This window comes from Pseudomonas sp. S32 (genome assembly GCF_016648095.1).
GTDB lineage: Bacteria > Pseudomonadota > Gammaproteobacteria > Pseudomonadales > Pseudomonadaceae > Aquipseudomonas > Aquipseudomonas parafulva.
Window position 1 is genome coordinate 22,931 of sequence record NZ_JACVVF010000013.1, and the last position, 24,779, is coordinate 47,709.

A 24,779-nucleotide genomic window follows, 5' to 3' on the forward strand; every position below is an offset into this window, starting at 1 on the left:
AGATAGGTGCAGCGATGGCAGTATCTCATGGCAATGTGCCATTTCAAGAACAGATCGATTACTTCAAAGGCAAGACCAATCTGCCGTCCCGCGCCTGGACGGATCTGTATGCGGCTGAACACGACTGGGCGTTTGTTGTGGCTGGGGCAACTAGGCGCGACCTACTGACTGACATGCGCGGGGCCGTGGAGAAAGCCATTGCGACCGGGCGTACGCTGGAGCAGTTCCGCACGGACTTCGACAGGATCGTCAGCCAGCACGGCTGGGAGTACAACGGCAGCCGGGCCTGGCGCACGCAGACCATCTTCGAGACGAACCTGCGACAGTCCTACAATGCCGGCCGCGAGGCGCAGATGGCTGACCCGGAGCTGCGCAAGGCACGCCCATTTGGCTTGTATCGCCACGGCGATAGCGCGCATCCTCGTCCTCAGCATCTGGCATGGAATGGCACTGTGCTCCCGCTCGATGACGCCTGGTGGTCGACCCACACCCCGCAGAACGGCTGGGGCTGCAAGTGCAAGAAGTTCATGCTCAGCTCTCGGGACGTTGAGCGCATGGGACTCAAGGTTGGCCCCGCCCCGGTGATCGAATACGAAACCCGCATCATCGGTGTCAACAGCCCCAATGGCCCTCGCAGCGTTCGCGTGCCGCTGGGTATTGATCCTGGATTCGAGCATGCACCGGGCCAATCGCGACTGAGTTCGGCCGTGCCGCCACTGCAGGCGCATGACCCGCTTCCAGCACTTGGTGCGCGACCAGGCCCCGTGCCAAGCGCCGGGCTACCTAACCGACGTGCTCCTGGTCCGCTTCCTGAGCCACGGCCGGCAGCAGCAAGTCGAGTTCTGCCGGAAGGCCTGGCCGAACAAGAGTATGTCGACCGGTTCCTGGGCGAGTTCGGCGCTACTGAAGCTGCACCAGCCGTGTTCCGCGACAAGGTAGGTGACAGCGTCGTGATTGGTCGAGGCCTGTTCGCTGATGCCAAAGAGGGCGCATTAAAGGTCAGCGGTCGTCACCTGCTGCTGCTGGCTGATGCGCTGCAAGAACCGGACGAGGTATGGGTCAGGCTCGAATGGCTGGCCGAGCAAAACAAGGCTGTGTTACGTCGTCGCTACATCAGCCGCCTGGAACTGGATGGGGAGGCGGTGCCCGCACTGGCAGTGTTTGAAGTCGGCCAAGATGGCTGGACTGGCGTAACTACGCTTGCCCAAGCCAGCACTGACCCTGACTACCTGGAGCAGCTGCGCGTTGGTGTGCGGGTCTACCGCCGCGTGGATGGCGATTAATCTAGGACTCTGGATATAGGAGGAGGCAACCGTGGCCGGCGCGATCCTTGAAGTAGCATATGACGCATCGGTGGTTGGGCGTGAGCTGGAACTGTTGGTCGAGCGCTTGGGCTCGCTGCGGACGCCGCTCAACGACATTGCAGAATATCTGCACATATCGACCGATAGCCGGGCGCGCCGCCAAATCGCGCCAGACGGCTCGCCTTGGGCGCCACTATCACCGCGTACCCTGGCCAGGAAGAAAGGCACCAAGATCCTGCGCGATTCCGGGGCACTTCTGGATACACTCCGCCACCAGGTGAGTGATGACGGGCTCGACTTTGGTACCGATAGGCCATACGGAGCGATTCACCAGGACGGCGGCAAGATCGAACACGCTGCACGATCACAGCAGGTGTACTTCAAAGAAAAGGGTGGCGTGGTCGGTAACCGTTTCGTGAAGAAGAGCAAGTCCAACTTTGCTCAGTGGGTCACCCATGGGGCAAGATCCGTCGAAATGCCAGCCCGACCCTACCTCGGATTGTCGAGTGAGGACGAGGCAGAGATTCTGGAGATCGTTTCGGACTATCTGAAGGGCTAAACGGGTCTTTTGAAAACGCGCCTATTTGAGCGCTGTGGAGGTCTTAGGCGGTGCATCCGGTTGGGAATCGAGCCAGAGCACCGTTAGATTACCGTTAGATTTGCTTCTGGCACCATTTCCGGCCGTCAATCGACACTGGGAATCTTCGAAAGGCTGGAAAACGTCAAAAAGTGATCCGTTTGCTCACCGAAGCGAGGTAGCATTCCCGGCTCCCCAGCACTCCCCCTCAGCCGGCCTTTTCTTGCGTCGAGCTTAAAAACAATCCCCCCGACATGCCGCACACACTGGCGGCATGAAAACACTTCTCGCACTGAACACAGACCTCTCCGCAATTCCCGTCACTGACGGGAAAGCGCCTGAGTGGGTCGAGATGATCCCTCCAGGTCCATACGTTCGCGGACTGGATGGCCGTGAGTGGCTGTTCAACGCGGACTCCCAACAGCTGGTGCTGTCCTCCTTTACAGGCAGGGGTATTGATCTGCCCATTGACTGGGAGCATGCCACCCAGCATCGCGCCCCGAAGGGCGAGGCAGCACCGGCCAGCGGCTGGATCAAACAGCTGGAGATCCGCGAAGGCGCACTGTGGGCCAACGTCACCTGGACGCCAGACGCCGACACCCAAATCGCTACCCGTCAGTACCGCTTCATTTCTCCGGTGTTCGACTACGTCGAGTCCACCGGCCAGATCGTCCGCTTGGTCAGCGCAGGCCTGACCAACACGCCCAATTTCACCATGACCGCTCTCAACCAAGAGGGCCAACCTCAGGAGTTCACCACTGTGAAATTCCCCGCTGCGCTGTTGGCGTTGTTCGGCCTGTCCGAAAACGCCACCGAAGACCAGGTCATTGCCGCCGCTACCGACCTGCAAAAAACCGCTCAGGCCGCAAACCGCGAAACCAACGACATCACTCGCTTCATCCCGCGTGCGGATTACGACAAGGCAGTGTCCCGTGCCACCAATGCCGAGGAGCAGCTGGCCACCCTCCAGAAGGCCGAGCACAACAAGGCTGTGGACGCTGAGATCCAGGGCGCGCTGACCGCCGGCAAGATCACCCCGGCTACTGCTGAGTACTACCGAGCGACGTGCTCCGAGCAAGCCGGCCTTGAGCGCTTCCGCGAGTTCGTGAAAGCCGCCCCGGCTGTTGCTAACCCATCCAACCTGGACACACGCAAGCCGGAAATCATCGCCACCGCGCTTAATGCCGAGCAGAAGGCCGTATGCGCTCAGCTCGGGCTTGATCCGGTGGAGTTTGCCAAAACCCTGAAGAGCGAGGGCTGATCATGGCACTGACCACTGATCGCAACACTCCGAAGCAACAAGCAAAAACCCTGGTCGTGCGCATGGGTGCCGGCGTGAAGATTTATGCAGGCGCTCAGGTTGTCCTGTCTGCCACTGGCTTCGCTATCCCCGGCAAAGCCGCGACCGGACTCACCTACGCAGGACGCGCTGAAGAGTTCGCCGACAACACGGGTGGTGTTGATGGCGCAAGAACCGTCGAGATCAGCCGTGGCTGCGCCTTCAAGTGGGCGAACGACGGGACCGTCACTCAAGCCCACCTGCTGAAACAGGCCTATGTCGTCGATGACGCAACGGTCAGTGCCACTGATGGGGGCGGTACTCGCTCGCCATCCGGGCGGATCGTGGCTGTCGATTCCGACGGTGTTTGGGTCGAGTAATCCCTAATAAAGGAGCGCATAGCGCATGTTGGTAAACAAGCAAGCTATTCAGGCGGCATTCGTCGGCCTCAAAACCCTGTTCAACAATGCCTTCGCGGCGGCACCTAGCACCTGGCAAAAAGTTGCCATGCGGGTTCCGTCCAGCACCGGCAGCAACCTCTATGCCTGGTTGTCGGCGTTCCCCAAAATGCGTCGCTGGGTCGGTGACAAGCACGTCAAGAACCTGCAGGCCTACACCTATACCGTGGTGAACGAAGACTTCGAGGCAACCGTTGAAGTCGACCGCAACCACATCGAAGACGATCAGATGGGGATCTACGAGCCGCAGGCCAAGATGGCTGGTTTCTCGGCAAAGCAGCTCCCGGACGAGATTGTTTACGAGCTGGTCAATACTGCCTTCACTTCGCGTTGCTATGACGGTCAGTACTTCTTCGATACCGATCACCCGGTGGCTGGCCAGAGTGTTAGCAACATGGGTACCAAGCCACTGTCCGTTGCGACCCTGGCTCATGCTGAGGAAAGCTTTGGCGCTGCGTGCACCGTCATGCAGGAGTTCAAGGACGAAGACGGTCGCCCAATCAGCGTCATGCCGAACGTGCTCCTGGTTCCACCGGCACTGCGTGACACCGCCCGCCGCATGATGAACTCGGAGAAGCTGGAGGACGGCCAGGCTAACCCCTACAAGGGTGCCGCCGAGGTGGTGGTTGAGCCGCGCCTGACTTCCCGCACTGCCTGGTTCCTTTTGGACACCAGCAAGCCGGTCCTGCCGTTCATCTACCAGGAGCGCAAAGCCCCGGTATTCGTCCAGCAGACCGACCCTGAAGCTGACGACGTCTTCAGCCGCAAGAAGTACAAGTTCGGTGCCGAGGCGCGTGCGGCTGGTGGCTATGGCTTCTGGCAGCTGGCTTACGGCTCCACTGGTACAGGGTCTTAATCATGGGCGTGATTATCAAGTCCATGACTGACGGCTTTCGTCGCGGTGGCATCGCCCACCGCGCAAAAGGCACCTATTACCAAGATGGCGTGTTGACCGAACAGCAACTGGCCGTGATGCGCGATGACCCTCACCTGTTGGTTGTGGAGGGTGTTCAGGAAGACGCCCTCCAGGCTGAGCAGGACAACACCGAGCTGCTACAGGAGCTGGCCACCACTATCGCGACGCTTGAGTACGAGCTGGGCCAGGTCAAAACCGGCCGGTTGCTGCTTGTTTCCAATCTGGAAGACGCCCGCGCCGAGCTGGAATCGGCTCGCTCCGCACAGCAAGTGGTGCTCGAACGCCAGTTGGCACTTCCAGGGCTGGTCGTGGAAGCGACCAAGCTGCTGACTCCAGCAGACCCAGCTCAGGAAGGAGTGATCTTTATCACGGCTGACACCCTGGCCGCAGTCATCGCCGAACAACTACAACACCAGCAAGTGGCACCGGAGGCGCAGGACGATGCAGACAGGTCGACGCTCAGCAATGCCGACGGTGATGAGTCGCCGACTCCGGCGCCGGTTCCGCCAGTGGCTGCGGCAGATGGTCCTCCGGCCGGAGCTGTAGCCCCGGATAAAGCGCCGGGCAAACGTGGCAAGGCAGCACAGAAGGACGCTGACTAATGAACCTCTCGCTGCCGAGCGCAATCGCGGTCATCACCCGCTTTGGCTCCAAGGAAATGGCGGACCTTGCGGTCCCTGAAACCAACCGCCCCATTCAGGGCGAGCTGCTGGAAGCGGCTGCCAAGGGTGAGCCCCTGGACGATTGGGATGCCGAGGATGTGGCATCTGCCGTTGCGGCACTGGCACGGATCGCCGATGCCGCGACCCGCGCTCGCAGCGAGGTTCAGTTTTATCTGCGCTACCGGCTCCAGGGCGAGGATGCCCCGAGCTGGGTTGCCGATGACCTGCCCGAGCTGACCCGGTTCCACCTGTACGGCGAGAAGGCCAACGCCGAATCGGCTGTGCGTCTGCGCTACAAGGACATCATTAAGCGGCTGGAAAGCCTAGCCGCTGAGGACGAGAAGCGTGGTGCGGCCGAGTCGGGGCAGTCCGGGTTGCAGATCAGCCACCAGCCGCGAATGTTCAGCCGCACCACGCTGCGGGGGTTGTGATGCTGGGCGAACTGGAGGATGCCATCCAGGGGCGGCTTGAGCAGTTGAAGGTGCAGCTGCCACGCCTGCACCTGGACAGCTACGGCGGGGAGCTGAGTGACCCTGACCTGCTGGTAGACCTGCTCAAGATGACGCCCTCGGTGCTTATCACCACGCCCAAGGTGACGTTCCGCAAGGCCAGTCAAACCCGACGCTTCACCGCTGCTGTGGTGTTCCGCCTGGTTATCTCCAGCACCTCAGTACGGGGCGAGCGGGAAACCAGACGGGGCACGGTGGCCCGCGATCCGGGCAGTTACTGGATCTGGGAGCAGTGCATGCACTTGCTCACCGGTTGGCAGCACAAGGAAGGCGGCGCCCGTGTGGCACCAACGGAGTTCGCCAACCTGGTCAACGGCAAGTTCCAGACCAGCCACCTCTCGGTGCTTGGCCAAAGCTTCGCCATTGAACTGGATTGGGTCATTCCAGAGTTCGCAGCGGGCACGCCGGACCTTGAAGGCGTTGACCTTGGGTATCGCGTGCCTGCAGAAGCGGAAGAGCCAGTGGCCCATGACCACGTTGAATTGAGGAACTTGTGATGCTTGTTAACGCTGCACCTGGTCACCGGGTGCCCAGGGCCGAAGACCCGCGTTCGTACATCGAGTGTGTACCTGCGGAGGCAGTCGATGTGCCTGATAACTCCTACTACCAGCGCCGGATCGCCTCGGGCGAACTGGTGGAGGCCAAACAAAGCGGTGCCAAACCTGCCGCTAAGAGGGCTGCGAAATGACCATTGAATTCGACACCATCCCGGCCAGTATTCGAAAGCCGGGCGTTTACATGGAGTTCAACACCCGACTGGCGGTGCGGACTCTGCCAACCAATGCCCAGAGCGTCTGCCTGATCGTGCCGCTTGGCACGGGTGCCACCGCTGCGGCCAACGTTCCTCAGCAGGTCTACAGTGCCGATGACGCCAAGGCCAAGTTCGGTGACGTTGCCGCAGAAATGGTCGCTGCTGCCATCACGGCGAATCGCTACGTCGCTATTTCGTGCGTAGGCGTCACTGTGGACGGCCAGGCCGAGCCCAGCATAGCGGCGGCCTTGGCATCTACTGCCCTGGGCGGCTTCAACATCCTGGTGCCGGCCTGGTTCAGCGCCGCTGCAATGACGGCCCTGCGTGCTCACATCAACACCTATACGGATTCGATTGAGCAGCAGTCGATTATCGGGATCGGTGCAGTCACTACCAGCCTGTCTGCCGCCACCACCCTGGCCAGCACTTTGAATGCTGGCAGTATCTCGGTGGTAGTTCTCCCTGGTACGGCTTCGAGCGCCCGGCAGGTGGCAGCGGCCTATGCATCTATCGTGGCATTCGAAGAAGATCCCGCCCGGCCTCTGAATACCCTGGTGCTCAAAGGCATCGCAGTGCCGGCCATCGCAAGTCGCCTGGGCCGTACCGAGCAAGAAACTTGCTTGGCCAACGGCGTTACCCCTCTGGAGGTGGGGCCAGGTGAAACGGTGCAGATCGTGCGGGCAATCACTACCTACACCAAAGCCGCCTCAGGCGCAGCCGACGTCGCCCTGCTCGACCTCACCACAATCCGCACGCTGTATTACGTCCGGCAAGCCTGCCGTGAGCGCATCCGGCTGCGATTCCCGCGTGCCAAGCTTTCTGCCAGAACGCCAGCTGCAGTGCGCGGTGAGCTGCTGGACGTGCTCAAAAAGCTGGAACAGCTGGAGATCGTTGAGAACGTCAGCGACAACGCTGATGCATTGATTGTTGAGCGCTCGCTGCAGGACGTGAACCGCCTCAACGCCTCTATACCCGTCGATGTGGTGAACGGCCTGCACGTGTTCGCCGGTCGCATCGATCTTCTTCTGTAACCGGAGCCTCTATGTCAGATATCTACGTTGGCCAGATCGTCCTATCGATCAATGGCGTGGACTACGAGGTTAAAAGCCTTGATGACACCGTCAAGACTGGCCGTACGGTGGTCAAGACCATGAACCGATCAGGCCGGCCCAGCGGCACGTCCAAAGGGATGGAGGAATACGACCTGCGCGTCTCCGTTGCCATTCCCAAGACGGGCGAACCGAACTGGCGGGCAATGCTTGACGCCAAGATCACCATCGAGCCACAGGATGGCGGCGGCAAACGCGAGACTTGGACCGGGGTTTCTCTGGTGGAGATGGGTAGCAAATACCAGCTGGAAGGCGAAGCGACCCGCGACCTGACCCTGACCGCTCTCAACTACTACGAGGAATAACAGCCATGTCCAAGATCGATCCGCGTTGGGACGGGCTGACCATCACCCGTGAACTGGGTATCGGGGTCTATTTCGCAGGAATGCGGCATAAGACCATCACCTTGCGTGTGGCCATGAGCGGTGACCTGATCGCAGCCCAGCAGGCTCACCCTGCCGGCCCGCTGCAGCTGGTAACGCTGGAGGTTTACCGGCAACAGCTCCTGGCCCTGGGCGAAATTCCGGCTGAGGCACTGACCACTGAGTTGCTGCGTCAGGAGCTGACTGAGTCTGACCTGGCTCTGATCGCCGATGCGGATGCCGAACTGGAAAAAAAGCTGCAGCCGCAGAGCGCGGCGTCCACGACTGGCGAAGGATCGAGCACGGCCTTGTCCGGCACGGCTACCGGTTAGACGAGATACGGCAAATGACCCGCCCGGAGATCGATGCACGCATTGACCTCTTGGTGGGACGTACCCAGGGCAAGCGGCGGCGTGTGGCCAAGAGGACAAAGCAATGACAGGCACCAAAGAGTTTCCATTGAGTGACAAAGAGGCGCAGATCCTGAGCGCGGCCTGGCAGTCCCGCCGTGGTGCCGCACTGTTGATACCCGAAGGCCCGGACGTTGAGTCCGCCTTTCAGGGTGACTTGATTGATGCAGCCCGTCGCATCGGCGCCTACCAGGCCAAACCTGGACGTTACGGCTACGGGCTCAGTCAGTCGGGATTCCCGGTCTTGCGGTGGACACCTCAGGCCCCTACTGAACTTTCCAAGGCCCATTAATGGGCCTTTCTTCTTTCTGTAAGTCGCGGGAGTGAACCGATGAGTTCGGATTTGCGTGTAGCCCTTCGCATCAATGCCTCGTCGGGGAACAGCCGGCGAGAGGTCCAGGCGCTTGAGCGCGACCTGCGCAATGCCGGTAAGAACGGTGCCAAAGCGCTCGCTGATGAAAGTGGCAAGGCAGGCACGGCGATTACCAAGACCGGCAAAGACGGTGCCGCCAGTTACAAAATCATTCGCCAGGCGATGCGTGATGCCGCTACGCAGGGGTCCAACGTCTTCCGCCAGGGCGTGATCCAGACGCAGGCAGATCTAAAGCAGCTGGGCCAGGTAGGCAAGCAGGCAGCTACGCAGACCAAGGCAGAGCTACAGCGCACTGACCGTGAGGGTGTGGAGCCGATGCGGCGCAGTGTTGAGCGCGCCGAGGGTAGCTTTCGCCGCCTGGCCCACAACGGCGGCCGCAATTTGCGTTTGCTGAAGACCCTCGCCGCAGGTGTTCGTACGGAGTTTGATCGGCTGAAGGGTTTGGGCAGCAGCGCCCAAGGTCAGCTAGCCGGCCTTGGGCTGGGTTTCGGCGCCGCATCGGGGTTGATTGGTAGTGCGAGCCTGGACCGTCAGTTGATCCGCACCCAGCAAACTGCTGGCATGACCGCAGCTGAGCGTGAGGAATGGCGGGCCGAGGGTTTCAGGATTGCCAAGCAATACGGTCTGGGCCGTGAGGGTGTGGACAGCGGGTTCAACACGCTGATCGCCTCGGGCGTGAGCTACGGCGCGTCGAAGAAGACGGCCGACGCCATTGGTCAGGCCACGGCGGTGACGGGTGCCGACTCTGCCGTCCTGGGCAAGGCCGTGGTGGCCGGTGCCAGCGCCTTTAACATCGACCTCAACAAGGAAGGTGAAGCGCTTGCCCTCCTGCAGAAGATGACCGTGGCAGGCCGCCTCGGTAACGCCGAGCTGGAGAACCTGGCCGACCTGTTCCCGAAGATCGGCGGCGCCGCGCAGTCGGCGGGCATGTCCATCGCGCAGGCTTTGGCATTCACCGAAACGCTGTCGACCGTGGAAATGCAGCCTGACCGCCTCGGCACCTTGGCGGAATCGACCCTGCGAGTGTTCAGTGTCCAGGCCTACCGCGACCAGGTCACCAAGTCCACGGGGGTGAAGTTCTTCGACGGCAAGGGTGCATCCCGCAACCCTGAGGACGTGATGAGCGACCTCAAGCGCAAGTACGACGGCATGACCACGGACCAGCAGCGCGCCAAATTCCTCGGCGTGACCTTCAAGGGCATGGACCAGGACACCATCCGAGGCATGAAAATCATGCTCAGCGGTACACGCCTTGGCACGTTCAAAGAGCAGTCGGCAGAGATCGCCAAGGCTGAGCCTGTGTTCAACCAGGACTTAGCAGACAACCTCAACAGCGCCACGGGCGTCGGCGGTCGTATGCGGGCCACGCTCAGCCAGGCCATTGACCGGATGGCCACACCGATCAACAAGGGCTTTACCGAGTTCGGCAGCTACCTCCTGGATGACCTGAACCTGACAGGTGAGCAGATGCTGGGCGCCGGTATCGCCACGGGTATCGGAGGCTACTACGCCGGGCGCGGTGCCAAAGCCGGTGCAGGTGCACTTATCAGCAAGCTGCTGGGCGGCCCCGAAACCCTGAAAAATGTGGCAGTCGGCAAAGTCCTTGAAGAGGCAGCCGGCGTTACCTCGGTGTTTGTCACCAACTGGCCCCAGGGCGGCGGGTTACCAGCACCAGGTGACGCACCTGGTCGTTCCAGCTCCAAGAACTGGGGCCGTTACGCGGCACTCGGTTCCTCGATCCTTACACTTGGCGTGCTGGGCGGTTCCTCGGAAAGCGGTGATGAGGCCCGGCTACGCCATGCGCAGGGCAGCAAGCTTTTGACCGACGGCCAGAAGGCCTATCAAACCGCGTTCTATCGCAACCGCATGAGCCTGGCCAGTGGTAACCCCACCCAATCGGATGACTGGGTATCGGCCCAGGCTCAGCGTTTGGCGGTGCAGCAAACCGGCCTGACCTCCAACGGCATGTCTGCGGCCGGGGGTGCTGCCTGGGCCAATGGTGTGGCAGGCCGGGCGGTGGAGGCAGCGACCGCCAAGCTGTCGGCGCTCCTGGACAAGCCACTGATCGTTGAAGTTCGGGCTGACAGCGACTACATCCACGCTCAGGTCGAGCGCAGGGCGGACCTTCAAATGAGGCGCGGACAACAATGAGTTGGGAGTACGATTTGCTGGACTGCTCCTATCGGGGCGTCCCCATGGAGATCATGGCTGAGGATCTAGAGGCCCAGCGCGCCCTGGCTCAGCATGGTGTTCCCTACAAAGACGGCGAGGATGTCGAAGATCTGGGCCGGGAGGCCCGTGTCTTCAACATGAGGGCCATCGTCTTTGGCCCGAACTATCTGTTTGAGCTGAAACAGATCCTGGGCGCGTTGGACACCATAGGGCCTGGTGAACTGGTCCACCCCATCTACGGCAGCGTCACCGTAGTCAGCGCCGGCTATAAGGTAAGCCACCAGGCTGAGCGGCCAGACTCTGCCCTGATCGAGCTGCGATTTCTGGAGAAGTCGGAAACCTACACGTTCTTCCAACGTGACCTGGCCTGGATTGAAACCGGCTCTGCCTACGTTGAGGACGAGCACACTTGGCAAGACGGGGTGTTCGATCTTATCGGGCGAGTGGACTCGCTGGTAGCCGAAGTCCAAGGCTGGATCGGTGGGGGTTGGTCCGGGCTCATGGAAAAAGCGCTTGGCCTGCCTGGGATCACATTACGTCTGCAACAGATGCGCTCGCAGATACTGGGGGTGGTCTCAGGCGTGCAGTCATTGGCCAAAAGCACTGGGTCGGCATTTGACCCGATCACCGACCTTTTCCGGACGCCGACCGAAATTCGATCATCCGTTGAGGCGTCCACCCCTAGCACTGTCACTGACCTGCTCAGCCGGAACGGTATGCCCTCTTCAGTGCCTGGTGGGGAAGGCCTGCCTGCATCGGTGGCCAAGGTCGGTGCTGCCTTCCTGGTAGCCGCCCGCCAAGGCGATGAGCCGAATGATGAGGGCCTTCCCACCAGCATGCCCGACGACCCGATAGACGCAACCGCGTTTGCCCTGGTTGTCCTGGTCATGACTGAGTTGGCCCTGAGCTACGCAAGCGCTGTCAGTGTGGCCATCGAAAACGATGCAGATGATTTGAAGCTGAGCCCCAGCGAACTGGAGCGCCTGGCTAACCTCGCCAGAAGTCTCCTGCAGGCCGCCATCCTGCTCCATCGCCGTCTGTATGACGTAGAGGCTGCGTTGCCGGTTATCGAGGGACTGAGGACCACGGCAGCGCTTATCCAGGCTCGGGCAAGGCAGTTGGTACTGCAGCGGCCCCCGCTTATCACCCGGCGAGTCGAGGCGGCTACAAGCCTCAGGCTGCTAGCCCATCGCTGGTACGGCGATAACAGCCGGGCCGGCGAGTTGCTTCGCCTGAATCCAGAGTTGCGCACTCCCTACAATCTGCCCCCAGGAACGGTGATCCAAGCCTATGCAAACTGAGGAAACTATTCGCCTGTCCATTGGCGGTCTGACTCATGAAACCTGGGATGGCTGGTCTGTGGAGTCTGACCTGCTGACCGCCGCTGACGGCTTCGAACTGGAGCTGTTCACACGGGACACAAAGCAGCTGCCCTCGGTGCTGGTCGAAGGGGCTAGCTGTGAGCTGACCCTGGGCAAAGATCGGGTGTTAACCGGTCAACTGGATGAGATCGAGCACGACATCTCCCGGCGTGGCATCAATATACGGGTGACCGGGCGGGACAAGGCAGCGGTCCTGGTGGACTGCTCAACGCCATTCGTATCGATGCGTGAAGCCTCCCTGAGCCAGATTCTCAAGGAGGTAGTAGCGCCGCTGGGTATCACCCGCGTGGAGGTTAGAGCAGCGGCGAAGCCTATCAGGCGCCGAATCCAGATCGAGCCTGGCCAATCTGCTTGGGAGGCTCTGCTGCAGGTTGCCGAGGCCAATGGCCTCTGGCCCTGGTTCGAGCCAGACGGCCTGCTTGTCGTGGGCGGCCCCGACTACACGTCTACGCCAGTTGGTGAGCTAATCCTGCGCACGGGGGCTGGCCAGGACAACAACGTGGAGCGCCTGAGTGTGCGGCGCTCGATAGCCAACCGGTTCAGCCAGGTGACGGTGCTGGGTCAACACGGCCAATACGACAATGACGGCCACGACACGTCCAGGTCGCATCTGCGCTCTGTCGTCAAAGACGATGCCTTGGCCCGCCGTGGCATCTTCCGACCAAAGATCGTGATCGACAGCTCAAGCGAAAGCCAAGACATGGCCACCACCAGGGCGCGTAAGGTTCTTTCCGATAGCCGCCTGGAAGGGTTTGAGATACGTGTCATCGTCAAGGGGCATCGGGCAGGCAATGGCCAGGTCTGGAAGCCTGGCCAGCGCGTCATCGTGCGAAGCGAACCGCACGGCCTGGATGGCACCTACTTCATCATGTCACGCACACTGCGCCTCACCAGGGGACAGGGCTCGATCACCGAGCTGAGGCTGCGTGAAGACAAAATGTGGGTGCTCGATGGCAACCCGGTCAAGAAACACAAAGGCAAGAAAAGCAACGCCGACGCGGCATTCATCGAGATGGTAAAGGCACTCTAATGGCCACGATTCCTCAGTTGGTAAGGCAACAAGTGGACCGAGCCCTGCGCGGTGTGCGCCAGGCTTTCCGAGCAGTCAGCACGCGCAATAGCTACGGCCCGAACATCAACGTTGATATGGAAGGCCTGAGCGGCGAGTCAGTATCGGGTGAGTTGTTTAACCACTATGGCTTCACCTCCGGGCCGCTGGCCGGGGCCGAATACATTGCCATCCCATTGGGCGGCAATAGTAACCATGTGGTGGTCATCGCCTCGGAGGATGCTCGTTATCGGCTGTCGGTCAAGGATGGAGAGGTAGCGATGTACAGCGATGAGGGCGACCACGTGCATCTCAAGCGCGGTCGCGTGATCGAGGTCGTCACTGAAACTTTGCTGGTGAAAGCCGACAAGATGGTTAGGTTTGAGACGCCAGTGATTGAAACAACTGGCCAGATCCAGGCGGACGATACCATTCAGTCTGCCAAGGACGTGATTGACCAAGTTCGAAGCATGCAGGCGGACCGCGACCTCTACAACACTCACAAGCACGGCGAGAGCCCGACCCCAGCCCCTCAGCAGTAACCCCTCCATCAGATTTCCGGTCCGCGAAAGCTATCAAGGGCCGGAAATACCTAGCTGCGCGTGCGCGAGGCAACCTGCCTCGCTATGGACGCAAGCATAAACCCCACTACAGGCGACTTGACTGGCCAGCGCATTACCACGCTGGCCAACGCCGTCTACCTACGCCTTATGACCCCGCTGGGCAGCTACTGGGCGGATCCCGCTTTGGGCTCTCGGCTCCACGAGCTGCAGCGCGAAAAAGACAGGCCACGTGTTGGGGCTTTGGCCGTCCAGTACGCCCAACAAGCCCTGAACGGGCTGGTGGAGGACGGCCGGGCCAGCTCTGTTGAGGTTGTCGCTGAGCAACAGCACGACGGCTGGCTGCGCTTACTTGTAGAGGTATACGCCCCGGCCGGACGCCAGACCTTTGAGCACCTGGTGAGAGTGATCTGATGCCATACGAACCCCCATCGTTTGAAGTAATCCGTTCTCGGGCGCTGCGGGATATCCGCTCACAGCTACCTGATGCGGACATTACCTCTGACAGTGACAACCACGTCAGGGCCAGCTCGGTATCGGCTATCGCTGAGGGCATACACCAGCAAGCCGCTTGGACAGCTCGGCAGATCTTTCCCGACAGCGCTGATTTCGACGAGCTGAAACGGCATGCAGCCAGTCGCGACGTTTATCCCAAATCCGCTACGGCGTCAGGAGGTGCCCTGAGTGCGACCGGCAAGCCTGGTGCACTGATTGGTGCCGGCCTAAAGATCCGGCACACCTCCACAGGCACGCTGTTTACCACCGTTGCGGCTGTGACCATTCCGTCATCTGGCAAGGTGTCCGTGCAGGTAACATCAGATGACACCGGGTCGGCTTACAACGGACTAGAAGGTGCTTGCACCTTCGTCAGCCCGCCCCTCAATGTGGACGGCGCTTGCACTCTGTCGGCAACGGTTGGCGGTACGGATGACGAAAAGCAGGAAAGTCTCCTGGCTCGCTATCTGGATGTACTGCGCAATCCTCCAAGCGGGGGCAATGAGGCGGACTATCGCCGCTGGGCGCTGGCTGTGGATGGTGTTTCCACTGTTCTGGTGATCCCTAAACGTCGTGGTGGAAACACCGTCGATATCGTCATTACGTCAGCTGGTGGGCCTTCTTCAACTGGCGTGATCGCTGCTTGCCAGGCGGCCATCGACGCGGTGGCACCGGCTGCAGCCGACGTCTGGGTGTTCACCCCAGTGGTGATCACGATCGATGTTTCTGCTCGGTTAAAGCTTTCACCAGGTTATCAGCTCGTCGACCTACAGAGCCCAGCCCTAACGGCACTCTCGGCTGTGGTCGGGCCGCTCAAACCACTGGACACACTTTATCGGCAACGACTGAGTTCCGCGCTTAGCGGGCTACCTGGAGTAGTTGACCTGGAGTTGGATACCCCGTCCGCCAACATCGCAGCCACGGAACTCAACGGCGCTGTGCGCTGGGTTCGCTTGGGTGCTGTTTCGCTGGGGGCCCTCAATGTCTGACATTTTGGTCGAGCAACTTCAGTCACTCTTGCCGCCAGTTGCCTACAACGCCCAAGGCGAGGTTTTGGGTGCTCAGTTAACTGCCGAGGCAAACGCCCTGGGTGCAGCCGTTGAAGCACTTGAAGCGGTGCAGTCAGCAATCTTTCCTCAATCGGCCGGCGATTTCATCGTGGATTGGGAGCGAGTTTATGCACTGTCTCCTGCACCAGGTGACAGCCATGAGGAACGCGTCAATGCGGTGATCGCCGCCATGGGCGATCTAGGCGGTCAATCCATACCTTACTTCATCGCCATAGCGAAAAGGCTGGGTGTGGTTGTAAGCGTGGATGTTAACCGTCCAGCGCTTACTGACATTGCGGCAGTTGGCGATCCTGCCGCCGATGGCGATGCCTTATATGAGTGGCGCGTTAACGCTCCTTTGTCCGCTTACCGCAAACCTGCACTGGAAACCTTAATCAGCTTGCGCAAGCCAGCTAATACCGAAGCCTCGGTGGGCTACGGCAAATCTGTGGCCGTTTTTGTTGCCGCAAGTGCTGATCAACTCTTTAACGCTACCCACTACGTCATCCCTGAGGCAATCAATGGCTGAAACTACTATCCAGGCGCTTGAGGGTTATGCGGCGCTCATCGAGCAAGCTGCGCAGCGCTCACAAAACTCATCTGCCAAACAGCACGAGTACGTACATGGCGGCGCCGACGTTGATGTCGAGACGGAAAGCGGGCCCGTGCCGAGCATGGCAAAACAGGCGCGTCTGTATATGGATTCGATTCCAGATGCCGTGGCCGACCTAAGCGCACAAATGGCGAACGGACGTATCTACGACACTTTTGCAGCCGGTCGAGCCGCTACTGCCCTCAATCAATATTTTTGGGTAACGCCTGCCGGATCGGGACTTCTGAGAGTTGCTGCCTTCAAGAAGATTAGCGACACGGATCAGAAATTTGCTTTCAGTTACGCAGAGGGCTCTGAGCTTGACGCCGTAGTGCGTAAGAGCGCTAACGATGATGACTTGGCCCACACATTTGAAGATGGGCACGGCTTCATTTTGGGCTGGATCACCGCGGCGCGCATGCTTACTTGTAAAGGCGGCGTCGATGTTGGAAGCGCACGTTTGCTGGAAGGTCCTGACGGCTTCGAGGTGAATGATGTAAGCGGCTTCAACATTGCCCGGCTGGGCATGCAAAAATCCGTTGTAAGTGGGCTGCACGTCCAAGCCAGGCCCATACCAGGCATTGAAATCACCGACGAATCCGGCTTTGTTCTAACGCGATTTGACAGCGATCCACCTGTTACGAACTCTGCAAGTTCGGCCCCCAGCGCCCCAAAGTTGGGCCAACAGCAGCGCACTCAAATCATGCACGTGATTGGTTATGGGCAGTCGTTGAGTCGGGGTATTAACTCAATCCCTGCGATTAGCACCGCTCAGCCTTATTACAACCTTATGGCCGCGAGTGGCACAAAGGTTCGAAATAGCGAGTCGGGTTACAACGCAGGTTCGTTTGTCCCTCTGGTTGAGCTGACCCAGTCGTCTGAGGGGGAAACCCCTGTTACCGGATTGTGTAATGGCCTGGTGCGTCGTGCAGTTGCTGACGGCGAGATTGCAAGCGACTGGGTTATGTTGGGTTCTTCACCTGGTCGCAGTGCGCGCTCGGTTGAGCAGCTTGGGCCATCTACTGACCCGCTGGCGGACTTCAATAAGCTGGTACGCCACATCAATGACTGCAAAGCCACAGCGGATTCGATGGGCAAAAGTTACTCAGTATGGGCGTATACCTGGGATCAGGGTGAATCCAACTACGTCGGGGGCTATACACGCTCTCCCTATCAATACGCCCAGTTGATGCTGTCGCTATTCGACACTTTAACCAAACAAGTTGTCGCCCTGACCGGTCAGAGTTTCCAGCCTTACATTTTCAGTTATCAGGTGGGTGGGCATCGGTTCTACAGCGTAGATAAAAACACCGTCGCGCTGGCCCAATGGCGCATCAGCAAAGAGCGCCCGGATGTCGTGCTGGCCGTGCCCGTGTACGCGATCCCCACACTGTCCGGTGACGTTCATCTCACAAATGAAGGGTCGTGGTTGCTCGGTGAGTACCGAAGCAGGGCGATGTATCACACCATGATTCGCCGTGGTAGCAAGTGGCGCCCGTTGGAGCCCGTTAGTGTTGATTGGAAAGCTGACCACATAGACATTCGTTTCTACGTACCAAAAGGTCCGTTGGTACTGGATACCGCCTTATGCACGATGGTTCCGAACTACGGCTTTGATGTCCGCGAAAACGATGTTGTGGTGGACATTGTTTCCGGCGTGTCAGTAGTCGCTGACGACACTATTCGAATCAGCCTCACGCGTGCTGCCAGCCTTGACGCTGTCGTGAGCTACGCCAGAGGTCGCAATGGCGATCTGGTGGGATCGGGGCCACTGCAAGGCGCTCGCGGTAATCTCCGTGACTCTCATGGGCTCTATGACACCGCTATATCTCCACTGGGCAACACCTTTGCGCTCCACAACCCCTGCGTAATGTTTCAGTACGACCGTCGTACTGGTTTCTAACTAAATAGGAAGGTAAAAGATGGGTGTCCGTTTAATTGCAAAAGATGTTGATGCAGAAGCTTTCGCCACAGAATATTCCGCACCTGTTAGACGAGGCTTGGAAGGTATTCACTTTCTCAACACGAGTGTTCAGAAGGCCGCGCACAACTACGCGCCTGGGAAGAAGTCCGGCGTTGTCGTAGGTGCGCCGGTTGCACTCGCGGACAGGCTCACCGCTGTGGGTCTGGTTAACTATATCCAGTCAGAAGTGACTGAAAGCGACTCGATGACATTGTTCTGTATTGCCCGCTCAGGTGATGCCAATGACTCAGGGGCAACGCGACCAGGGTTCTTTGGCACTTACACTGGGCTGGCCGTGGACGGCGGTGCAGCGGACGGCATCGCGATGTTCTTCAGTGCGCCAGGTACTATCTCTGTCAACGCGGGCTATGGGAAAACCGCCGCCGACAAGGTATTCCCGCGTGCGTCTCTTTCCTCAGCAGATGCCGCCAAGTGGGCGCTTTATGTCGTCACAGTTAGTCCCACCGGGATCACGTTCCGAGACATCACTAATAACCGTGCCACAACTCAAACAGCCACTAATGACCTCCCTCGTCGGCGAGCACTAAACAAGATCCGACTGGGCAGTTTGTTCACCGGATTTGGTGGCACGTGTGATCTGGCGGTCTGGCAGGCCCATTCGGTCATTCTGGCCGAGGACGAGATCAGCACGACCATCGCCGATCTGCGTGCTTACGCGCTGCGCAAAGGCATCGTGGTCTAAGGGGAATGTCATGGATAGGGTTTCAGCTTGGACAAAGCTACACACGCCTCCAGGCCTGTTCAGGGAGGGTGCGCAAGCGGGTGGTAAGGCGCCCACACCTCTAAAGGCAGGTTGGCTGAACATGATGCAAGAAGAGCTTGCATCAGTTGTTCTAGCGTACCTTCCGGGCTTCGACTCCGCAGACAACACCCAGCTGTTGCAGGCCTTGAGGGCCATGGTCGCCAACTTCGCTACCAAAGCCACAACGCTGGCGGGCTATGGGATTCTTGACGCTTACACCAAGCCTGAAGTTGATGAAATCGCGGCCCGGAAAGCTAATAACGCTATTTCCCTCGGCGGGTACGGCATTCTTGACGCGTATACGAAGGATGAAATCAACCAATTCTTGGCAATGAAAGCTGCGGTGGCCAGTAGCTTGGAAGGGTACGGCATCCTTGATGCCTACACCAAATCCCAGGTAGAAGCCTTCTTGGCCACTAAGCAGGACAAGAACACGGCTTCGTTCGGCACTGCTGCCTCATGGATACGGGACGGATCGACCGGCGCTATTGAGCAGTTCGGCGTGTTTGGGATGAACTCTGGGCCGAACGAACAAACCATCACATTCCCAGTAGCCTTTCCCACTGCGTGCCGGTCTGTAGTGCTAACAAACATGGAAGACGCCGCAGCCGAAGGTAACGTCGTCCGTATCCGGCGCTGGGACAAGTCCAGTGTCACTATCATCAACGCAGGCGGTAACACCTATACCGACTACACCTGGATCGCGAAAGGGAACTGACTATGCCTTACCTGTTTAGCCCGGGCCATCTGACGTTTTATCACACCGAGGTGCCGTATCCCGATATACCGGCAGATGTGCGTGAGGTCACAGACGAAGAGCATGATCTGCTGATGCAAGGGCTGCTGACACAGGGCAAGGTGCTCCAATCAGATGCCCAGGGCGCCCCTGTGCTTGTGGACCGCACAGAGGCAGCATCGAAGGTAAGCGAGGCTGCAGCCATCAGCCCTGACTCTTAGGGCAGGTGCCAAACATGGCGCTAGATTGAGTGCCAGCCACGATGCCAAACAGCGCGCTTGGCGGTGCCAAATCCGGCGCGCGCTTACAGGCCGTCAACTGATCGCCCGCCGCGGACCACGCTTTGTGCTGACCGACATGGGCGAGCAGGTATTCCGGCTGGCCGGCGAGGTCTACGGGCAGATGTCGCAGATCGGCGGGTTGCTGGAGCACCCGGGGGATGAACTGGTGGGCAAGGTACGGCTGCTGATGATCAGCCGCATCGTCAACGAGGCATTCGACGACCTGCTTGCCGCTTTCCATCGCCAGCATCCAAGGGTGGAGCTGGAAATCGAGGTAATGCGCAGCTCCGACATTGTCGCCGCCCTGCAGGAGAAAACCGCCACTGCAGGCCTCAGCCTCAACCGCCGTGCCCAGACACGGCTGGAGCAACGGCTGTTTCTGCGCCAGCGCTATGCCTTTTTCTGTGGCAGGCACCACCGGCTGTTCGGCGAGGCCGAAAGCGACCTGCAGCGGGAGAACTTTGTCAGCTTCACCAGCGACCAGATTGGCGGCATGCTGTCACCGTTGACCATTTTCCGCGACCAGCAGGGGTTTGCCGGGCGCATCGTGGCATCGTCGCCCAGCCTTGAAGAAGTCCGCCGGCTGGTGATCGCCGGTTTCGGTATCGGCTGCCTGCCCGAACACGTGGTGGCGCCGGATGTACAGCAAGGCTTGCTGTGGAAGCTGCCACCGCTCGACGGTATTGCCGATGTCGATATCCACCTACTGTGGAACCCGGGCCAGCGCTTCAGCCGAGCAGAACAGGTATTCATTCAGGCCTTGCAGCAATGCACCACCGAGGCTGGCCGCTAGGCAAAGGAACGGTTGGTGGATAGCGCCCGACAGGGTATGCTGGATGATATCAATGAGCCACCACCCAGCCAGGCTCGTTGCCCCTTCAAGGAAGACCCCCGTGCCCAGCCAGCCCACCCGCCAGACCATTGCCCGCCAGTGGGAACTCCTCAAACTGCTGCCTGGCCGCCAGCCCGGCCTTAGCTGCAGCCAATTGCAGGCGGCGCTGGCCACGGTTGGCCATGTGACCACCAAGCGCACCGTAGAACGCGACCTGGTGGAGTTGGCCGCCCTTTTCCCCCTGCAGTGCAACAGCAAAAGCCTGCCCTACAGCTGGCACTGGCAACCCGGCCTGAAGGATACCCACACGCAGCAATGGCTGGCCGAAGACATGACCGGCCCCGCGCAGATAGAACTGCACGCCTGGGTCGATGACGCGCTGGCACGCGACCTTCAACAGAGCCCGGTGGGCGTGGGCATGCTATTGCTACCCCAGGCAGACGGCGGCGCCACCCTGGTGACCACAGTGGCTGACAGCCCCGCGCTCATGGCGTGGCTATTGTCTCAGGCGGGCTCGATTCGTGTTCAGGCCCCACAAACGATACGGGTAGCCATGCTGGACCAGTTGCGCCACAGCCTGGCACTGCACGAAGCTGGCTGAAAAGCGCCGTGTCAGGCGATGCGGCGCCGTGAGAGGCAGGCGTAACCCAGCACCAGAACCACGCACACGAGCCCCGCGAGCAGTGCCATCAACTCTGTGCTGTAGCGGGCGACCCACGCCGGGAAGCCGATGAAGGACTGGTAGACCTGCACCTCAGCCACGCCATCGGCATAGCTGATACCTACACCCCCCTGGCGGATCTGCGAGTAATCGGCGTCGAAGTACACCCACACTTTGCTTTCCCCACCGGGCTCGATGGCGGGTATCTCCACCTGGGCGGTGGCGTTTTCCAGCAGGGTATCGTTGCCGGCCGAATCCCGAACCTGCACCAAGCCCTTGGCAGGCAGGCGCACTTTCACCTGGTTGACCGGCGCGTCACCGGCATTGCGCAGTTCGATAAGAAGGCCGGTGCGATGGTCCACCAGGCCAGCCTCGAACGGCTTGGCGAACAGGCGGGCGTAAGGTGCCTGCGCCATCTCCACCAGCCGCTCGACCTGTTCGTGGCTCATTTCACCCTGGCCGATGGCGTTGATGCGCCCGTGCAGCTGCTCGTACTTGAGTTGCTCACTGGCCTGGCTGATGCGTTCGCTGAACTGGCCGGGGTAAGTCAGGTAGGAATAGGTAAGGGATGCCTCCAGGCGAGGGTTACCGCCCAGCACCTTATAGGCGAGCAGGAGGGCCATCAGCCCGATCAGCACGGCTACGAGGAGTTTCCCCACCTTGTCCCAGCTCAATGCAAACTTCCTTATGTCGAGGTACAGACGATTCAAGCTGCCCAAGGGTGCCAACTTCGCAGCCCCCAGGCAAGCGTGTCGCTCGACTAGGTGCCGCCCTGCTCTTCCCGGGCCTGGCGCAGTTGCTGCACCTGGCCATCGATCAGCGCCTTGGCCATGCCGGCCAGGTAGTAAGTAGCCTGCATCATTACCTTGCGGTCTTCGGGTTTGTCGATGGCCTTGCGCGTGAGCTCGGTGACGCAGCCCATGATGCCTGACGCCTCCATCAGTGCGGTGCGCATGGGCAGTTTGGCCTTCATGTGTACCAGCTCGGTGTCGGAAGGGGCGAAGCGGCCAGCGGCGTGCAGCACGTTGGGGTTGCCGGTGGGTTTGAGTGTTTCTCTGTCCATGGTGTTATCTCCTGTTGGCGAGCCTCCCGAGACTAGGGCCGCACCCGCCCTCACCACAACGCCCCGACCGCGCCAAAGGCCATTTTCGGAAACTGCCTACAAGTACGGTGCCACTTGACCACTTTGCCTGCGTCGCGGACGATCAGCGCTTCCCCAACAAGGACGTCATCATGCTACGTATTCTGGGCAGGGCCTCTTCGATCAACGTGCGCAAGGTGCTCTGGGCGTGCGCCGAGTTTCAGGTACCGTACGAACGCGAAGACTGGGGTTCAGGCTTCCAGGCAACCCACACGGCGCAGTTTCTTGCACTCAACCCGAATGCCATGGTGCCCGTGATCCAGGACGGTGACTTCACGCTGTGGGAGTCCAACAGCATCATCCGCTACCTGGCCAACCGCTACGGTGATGGCACCTTGTATCCGGTGGACCCGCAGGCAAGGGCCAGGATCGACCAGTGGATCGACTGGCAGGCTTCTGACCTGAACCGGTCCTGGAGCTACGCGTTCATGTCACTGGTACGCCACTCCCCCGCCCACCAGGAGCCCCAGGCGCTTGCGGCCGGTTGCGCAGACTGGTCGCGGCACATGCGCATCCTCGACCAGCAACTGGCCCGTACCGGTGCCTATGTGGCAGGCCGCCATTTCACCCTGGCCGACATCCCGATCGGCCTGTCGGTAAACCGCTGGTTCGAAACGCCCCTGGAGCACCCTGGCCTGCCGGCGGTACGTGATTACTACGAACGCCTGAGCGAGCGTGCCGCGTACCATGAGCACGGCCGCAACGGCACGCCTTGAACTGCTGTGGAGATAAACCGATGAGCGCAACCTTGCGCCTGGCAACACCGGGCGATGTCGACGTGCTGTTCGACATCCGGACCAGCGTTACCCAGAACCATTTGTCACGCCAGCAGATGCACGCACTGGGCATCACCGCAGAGGTACTGACCGAGGCAATCAGCAGCGCCCCCTGCGCCTGGGTGGTCGAATGGCACGACCAGCCCGCAGGCTTTGCAATGGTCGACCTGCAGGAAGGTGAGCTGTTCGCCCTGTTTGTGCGCCCTGCGCTGGAAGGCAACGGGTTGGGTACGCTACTGCTGCAACGGGCCGAGCAAGCCCTGTTCGAGCACCATGCTGTGATTCACCTGACCACCGACGGCGACCCGGCCATGCGCGCCAATGCGCTGTACCGGAGCGCCGGCTGGGCGTGCACTGCTCAGGTGGATGCACGAGACGTGCGGTTCGAGAAACACCGGCCCGTGGGAGCGGGCCGGTAGCCGCCCTTACACTGCGACCTGAGCCCCACTGGCACGCCCCCGCCAGGCGAAAAGCACTACCATGGCCAGGCCCAGCGCAGCGGTAGCCGCCCCGGCAATGGCAATTGCCCGGTAGCCCAGGCCGGCATTGATCACTGCGCCGCCCAAGGCAGCGCCGATGGCGTTACCCAGGTTGAATGCACCGATGTTTACCGCCGAGGCCAGGTTGGGCGCCTGCCTTGCGGCTTCCATCACGCGCATCTGCAGGGGCGGCACCAGTGCAAAGCTGGCCGCACCCCACACCACGATGGCCAAGGCCGTTGGCAGCGGCCAGGCGAGTACCCACGGTAACCCCAGCAGCACGGTAATCAGCACGGTCAGCGATACGACAAGGGTGCGGTCAACCGAACGGTCCGCTGCCTTGCCGCCCCAGACGTTACCCAACGTCAGACCAATGCCGAACAGCACCAGCATGCCGGTGACGAAGGTCGTGGAGGCCCCCGCTTCGTTCTGCAAAATCGGTGCAATGTAGGTAAATACCGTAAACATCGCACTTGAGCCGACCACCGTCAGCAACAGCGCGGCCAGCACCGGGCCACGGGTCAGCACGCGGATCTCCGCCAGCGCCCCATCACCTTTGGGCGAGGGCACATTCGGCAAGGCGTACCACAGGGTGGTCATCGCCACTAGGCCAAGCCCGGCAATCCCCCAGAACGCGGTTCGCCACCCAAGCATTTCGCCGAACCAGGTCGCCAGCGGTACCCCGCCAATGGTGGCCAGCGTCAGGCCCATGAACATGGCGGCCACCGCCCCGGCGCGTTTGTCCGGCGGCACAACGCTGGCTGCCACTATGGCGCCGATGCCGAAAAACGCCCCGTGGTTCATCGAAGTGACCACCCGGGCCACCAGGAGGCTGGTGTAATCGCTGGCCAAGGCCGACATCACGTTGCCCAGGGTGAAAATCGCCATCAGGCCAATCAGCAAATAGCGCCGCGGGATGCGCACAGTGGCCAAGGTCATCAGCGGCGCGCCAATCAGCACGCCCAGGGCGTAAGCACTGACCAACAGCCCAGCAGCCGGGATCGAAACACCCAGGTCGGTGGCGATGCTGGGCAGCATGCCCATGGGGGCAAATTCAGTGACGCCGATGCCGAAGGCACCGATGGCAAGTGCAACAAGTGGGGGGTTGATACGCATGGCTGGCTCCTTATCTGTGCTGC

Annotated in this window: 30 protein-coding genes and 1 pseudogene; 28 read left to right on the forward strand and 3 right to left on the reverse strand. The window is 60.4% G+C overall.

Features of this window, described 5'->3' with window-relative positions; all coding sequences use genetic code 11:
• Window positions 1–14: 14 nt before the first annotated feature.
• The 26 genes and pseudogenes from IAE38_RS09500 (at window position 15) to IAE38_RS09625 (ending at window position 21,184) form a co-directional block, all read left to right on the forward strand.
• Window positions 15–1,283, forward strand: coding sequence for a PBECR2 nuclease fold domain-containing protein (locus IAE38_RS09500; protein ID WP_201217301.1), 1,269 nt, complete (start codon window positions 15–17; stop codon window positions 1,281–1,283).
• Between the two features lie 31 nt (window positions 1,284–1,314).
• On the forward strand, window positions 1,315–1,863 hold the full coding sequence (locus IAE38_RS09505; protein WP_201217303.1) for a phage virion morphogenesis protein: 549 nt from the start codon (window positions 1,315–1,317) through the stop codon (window positions 1,861–1,863).
• Between the two features lie 370 nt (window positions 1,864–2,233).
• The gene (locus IAE38_RS09510) at window positions 2,234–3,142 is read left to right on the forward strand and encodes a phage protease (protein WP_236403785.1); all 909 of its coding nucleotides are present in this window, start codon (window positions 2,234–2,236) and stop codon (window positions 3,140–3,142) included.
• 2 nt (window positions 3,143–3,144) lie between these two features.
• Window positions 3,145–3,540, forward strand: a complete 396-nt coding sequence (locus IAE38_RS09515) for a hypothetical protein (RefSeq protein ID WP_236403786.1) — start codon at window positions 3,145–3,147, stop codon at window positions 3,538–3,540.
• Between the two features lie 25 nt (window positions 3,541–3,565).
• Window positions 3,566–4,474, forward strand: a complete 909-nt coding sequence (locus IAE38_RS09520; protein WP_201217306.1) for a Mu-like prophage major head subunit gpT family protein — start codon at window positions 3,566–3,568, stop codon at window positions 4,472–4,474.
• A 2-nt stretch (window positions 4,475–4,476) separates the two neighbouring features.
• The gene (locus IAE38_RS09525; protein ID WP_201217308.1) at window positions 4,477–5,136 is read left to right on the forward strand and encodes an HI1506-related protein; all 660 of its coding nucleotides are present in this window, start codon (window positions 4,477–4,479) and stop codon (window positions 5,134–5,136) included.
• Entirely contained in the window at window positions 5,136–5,627 is a 492-nt protein-coding gene (locus IAE38_RS09530; RefSeq protein WP_201217310.1) for a phage protein Gp36 family protein, read from the forward strand. Before IAE38_RS09525 ends, IAE38_RS09530 begins: the two co-directional genes overlap by 1 nt.
• On the forward strand, window positions 5,627–6,202 hold the full coding sequence (locus IAE38_RS09535) for a phage protein Gp37 (RefSeq protein ID WP_201217312.1): 576 nt from the start codon (window positions 5,627–5,629) through the stop codon (window positions 6,200–6,202). The genes IAE38_RS09530 and IAE38_RS09535 overlap by 1 nt, the downstream gene beginning before the upstream one ends.
• Window positions 6,202–6,393: a DUF2635 domain-containing protein gene (locus IAE38_RS24270; protein ID WP_201217315.1), complete on the forward strand. Its 192-nt coding sequence runs from the start codon at window positions 6,202–6,204 to the stop codon at window positions 6,391–6,393. The genes IAE38_RS09535 and IAE38_RS24270 overlap by 1 nt, the downstream gene beginning before the upstream one ends.
• Window positions 6,390–7,487 carry a phage tail sheath C-terminal domain-containing protein gene (locus IAE38_RS09545; RefSeq protein ID WP_201217317.1) on the forward strand — a complete coding sequence of 366 codons (1,098 nt, stop codon included), beginning with the start codon at window positions 6,390–6,392 and terminating at the stop codon, window positions 7,485–7,487. Before IAE38_RS24270 ends, IAE38_RS09545 begins: the two co-directional genes overlap by 4 nt.
• Before the next feature lie 11 nt (window positions 7,488–7,498).
• Window positions 7,499–7,870 carry a phage tail protein gene (locus IAE38_RS09550; protein WP_201217320.1) on the forward strand — a complete coding sequence of 124 codons (372 nt, stop codon included), beginning with the start codon at window positions 7,499–7,501 and terminating at the stop codon, window positions 7,868–7,870.
• 5 nt (window positions 7,871–7,875) lie between these two features.
• Window positions 7,876–8,259, forward strand: a complete 384-nt coding sequence (locus IAE38_RS09555; RefSeq protein WP_201217323.1) for a hypothetical protein — start codon at window positions 7,876–7,878, stop codon at window positions 8,257–8,259.
• Window positions 8,260–8,362: 103 nt separating this feature from the next.
• Window positions 8,363–8,629: a hypothetical protein gene (locus tag IAE38_RS09560; RefSeq protein WP_201217325.1), complete on the forward strand. Its 267-nt coding sequence runs from the start codon at window positions 8,363–8,365 to the stop codon at window positions 8,627–8,629.
• Between the two features lie 39 nt (window positions 8,630–8,668).
• Window positions 8,669–10,861: a phage tail tape measure protein gene (locus IAE38_RS09565; protein WP_201217328.1), complete on the forward strand. Its 2,193-nt coding sequence runs from the start codon at window positions 8,669–8,671 to the stop codon at window positions 10,859–10,861.
• Window positions 10,858–12,183, forward strand: a complete 1,326-nt coding sequence (locus tag IAE38_RS09570) for a DNA circularization protein (RefSeq protein ID WP_201217330.1) — start codon at window positions 10,858–10,860, stop codon at window positions 12,181–12,183. The genes IAE38_RS09565 and IAE38_RS09570 overlap by 4 nt, the downstream gene beginning before the upstream one ends.
• Window positions 12,173–13,294 carry a phage baseplate assembly protein gene (locus IAE38_RS09575; protein ID WP_201217331.1) on the forward strand — a complete coding sequence of 374 codons (1,122 nt, stop codon included), beginning with the start codon at window positions 12,173–12,175 and terminating at the stop codon, window positions 13,292–13,294. The genes IAE38_RS09570 and IAE38_RS09575 overlap by 11 nt, the downstream gene beginning before the upstream one ends.
• Window positions 13,294–13,854 (forward strand): phage baseplate assembly protein domain-containing protein, encoded by a 561-nt coding sequence (locus tag IAE38_RS09580; RefSeq protein WP_201217333.1) that lies wholly within the window; start codon window positions 13,294–13,296, stop codon window positions 13,852–13,854. The genes IAE38_RS09575 and IAE38_RS09580 overlap by 1 nt, the downstream gene beginning before the upstream one ends.
• A gap of 84 nt (window positions 13,855–13,938) precedes the next feature.
• Complete coding sequence (locus IAE38_RS09585) at window positions 13,939–14,286, forward strand: phage GP46 family protein (RefSeq protein WP_201217335.1); 348 nt, start codon at window positions 13,939–13,941, stop codon at window positions 14,284–14,286.
• Complete coding sequence (locus IAE38_RS09590; protein ID WP_201217337.1) at window positions 14,286–15,356, forward strand: baseplate J/gp47 family protein; 1,071 nt, start codon at window positions 14,286–14,288, stop codon at window positions 15,354–15,356. Before IAE38_RS09585 ends, IAE38_RS09590 begins: the two co-directional genes overlap by 1 nt.
• Window positions 15,349–15,945: a putative phage tail protein gene (locus IAE38_RS09595; RefSeq protein WP_201217339.1), complete on the forward strand. Its 597-nt coding sequence runs from the start codon at window positions 15,349–15,351 to the stop codon at window positions 15,943–15,945. Before IAE38_RS09590 ends, IAE38_RS09595 begins: the two co-directional genes overlap by 8 nt.
• Window positions 15,938–17,911 carry a hypothetical protein gene (locus IAE38_RS09600; protein ID WP_201217340.1) on the forward strand — a complete coding sequence of 658 codons (1,974 nt, stop codon included), beginning with the start codon at window positions 15,938–15,940 and terminating at the stop codon, window positions 17,909–17,911. Before IAE38_RS09595 ends, IAE38_RS09600 begins: the two co-directional genes overlap by 8 nt.
• Before the next feature lie 19 nt (window positions 17,912–17,930).
• The gene (locus IAE38_RS09605) at window positions 17,931–18,674 is read left to right on the forward strand and encodes a hypothetical protein (RefSeq protein ID WP_182337110.1); all 744 of its coding nucleotides are present in this window, start codon (window positions 17,931–17,933) and stop codon (window positions 18,672–18,674) included.
• A 121-nt stretch (window positions 18,675–18,795) separates the two neighbouring features.
• Complete coding sequence (locus IAE38_RS09610; protein WP_201217342.1) at window positions 18,796–19,452, forward strand: gp53-like domain-containing protein; 657 nt, start codon at window positions 18,796–18,798, stop codon at window positions 19,450–19,452.
• A gap of 2 nt (window positions 19,453–19,454) precedes the next feature.
• On the forward strand, window positions 19,455–19,691 hold the full coding sequence (locus tag IAE38_RS09615; protein ID WP_201217344.1) for a hypothetical protein: 237 nt from the start codon (window positions 19,455–19,457) through the stop codon (window positions 19,689–19,691).
• Between the two features lie 7 nt (window positions 19,692–19,698).
• Window positions 19,699–20,544: pseudogene (locus tag IAE38_RS09620) on the forward strand (LysR family transcriptional regulator); the annotation flags it as partial.
• A gap of 100 nt (window positions 20,545–20,644) precedes the next feature.
• Window positions 20,645–21,184 carry a WYL domain-containing protein gene (locus tag IAE38_RS09625; RefSeq protein ID WP_201217346.1) on the forward strand — a complete coding sequence of 180 codons (540 nt, stop codon included), beginning with the start codon at window positions 20,645–20,647 and terminating at the stop codon, window positions 21,182–21,184.
• A gap of 11 nt (window positions 21,185–21,195) precedes the next feature.
• Here IAE38_RS09625 and IAE38_RS09630 read toward each other — a convergent pair whose 3' ends face one another.
• Both IAE38_RS09630 and IAE38_RS09635 read right to left on the reverse strand, forming a co-directional pair.
• Window positions 21,196–21,918 carry a hypothetical protein gene (locus IAE38_RS09630; protein ID WP_201213112.1) on the reverse strand — a complete coding sequence of 241 codons (723 nt, stop codon included), beginning with the start codon at window positions 21,916–21,918 and terminating at the stop codon, window positions 21,196–21,198.
• An 86-nt stretch (window positions 21,919–22,004) separates the two neighbouring features.
• The gene (locus IAE38_RS09635; RefSeq protein WP_201217347.1) at window positions 22,005–22,307 is read right to left on the reverse strand and encodes a DUF3077 domain-containing protein; all 303 of its coding nucleotides are present in this window, start codon (window positions 22,305–22,307) and stop codon (window positions 22,005–22,007) included.
• Between the two features lie 170 nt (window positions 22,308–22,477).
• On the opposite strand from IAE38_RS09635, the gene IAE38_RS09640 reads away from it, so the two are divergent.
• Window positions 22,478–23,101: a glutathione S-transferase family protein gene (locus IAE38_RS09640; RefSeq protein WP_201217349.1), complete on the forward strand. Its 624-nt coding sequence runs from the start codon at window positions 22,478–22,480 to the stop codon at window positions 23,099–23,101.
• A gap of 20 nt (window positions 23,102–23,121) precedes the next feature.
• Window positions 23,122–23,580 (forward strand): GNAT family N-acetyltransferase, encoded by a 459-nt coding sequence (locus IAE38_RS09645; protein ID WP_201217351.1) that lies wholly within the window; start codon window positions 23,122–23,124, stop codon window positions 23,578–23,580.
• A 6-nt stretch (window positions 23,581–23,586) separates the two neighbouring features.
• Here IAE38_RS09645 and IAE38_RS09650 read toward each other — a convergent pair whose 3' ends face one another.
• The gene (locus tag IAE38_RS09650) at window positions 23,587–24,756 is read right to left on the reverse strand and encodes an MFS transporter (protein ID WP_201217352.1); all 1,170 of its coding nucleotides are present in this window, start codon (window positions 24,754–24,756) and stop codon (window positions 23,587–23,589) included.
• Window positions 24,757–24,779 lie beyond the last annotated feature (23 nt).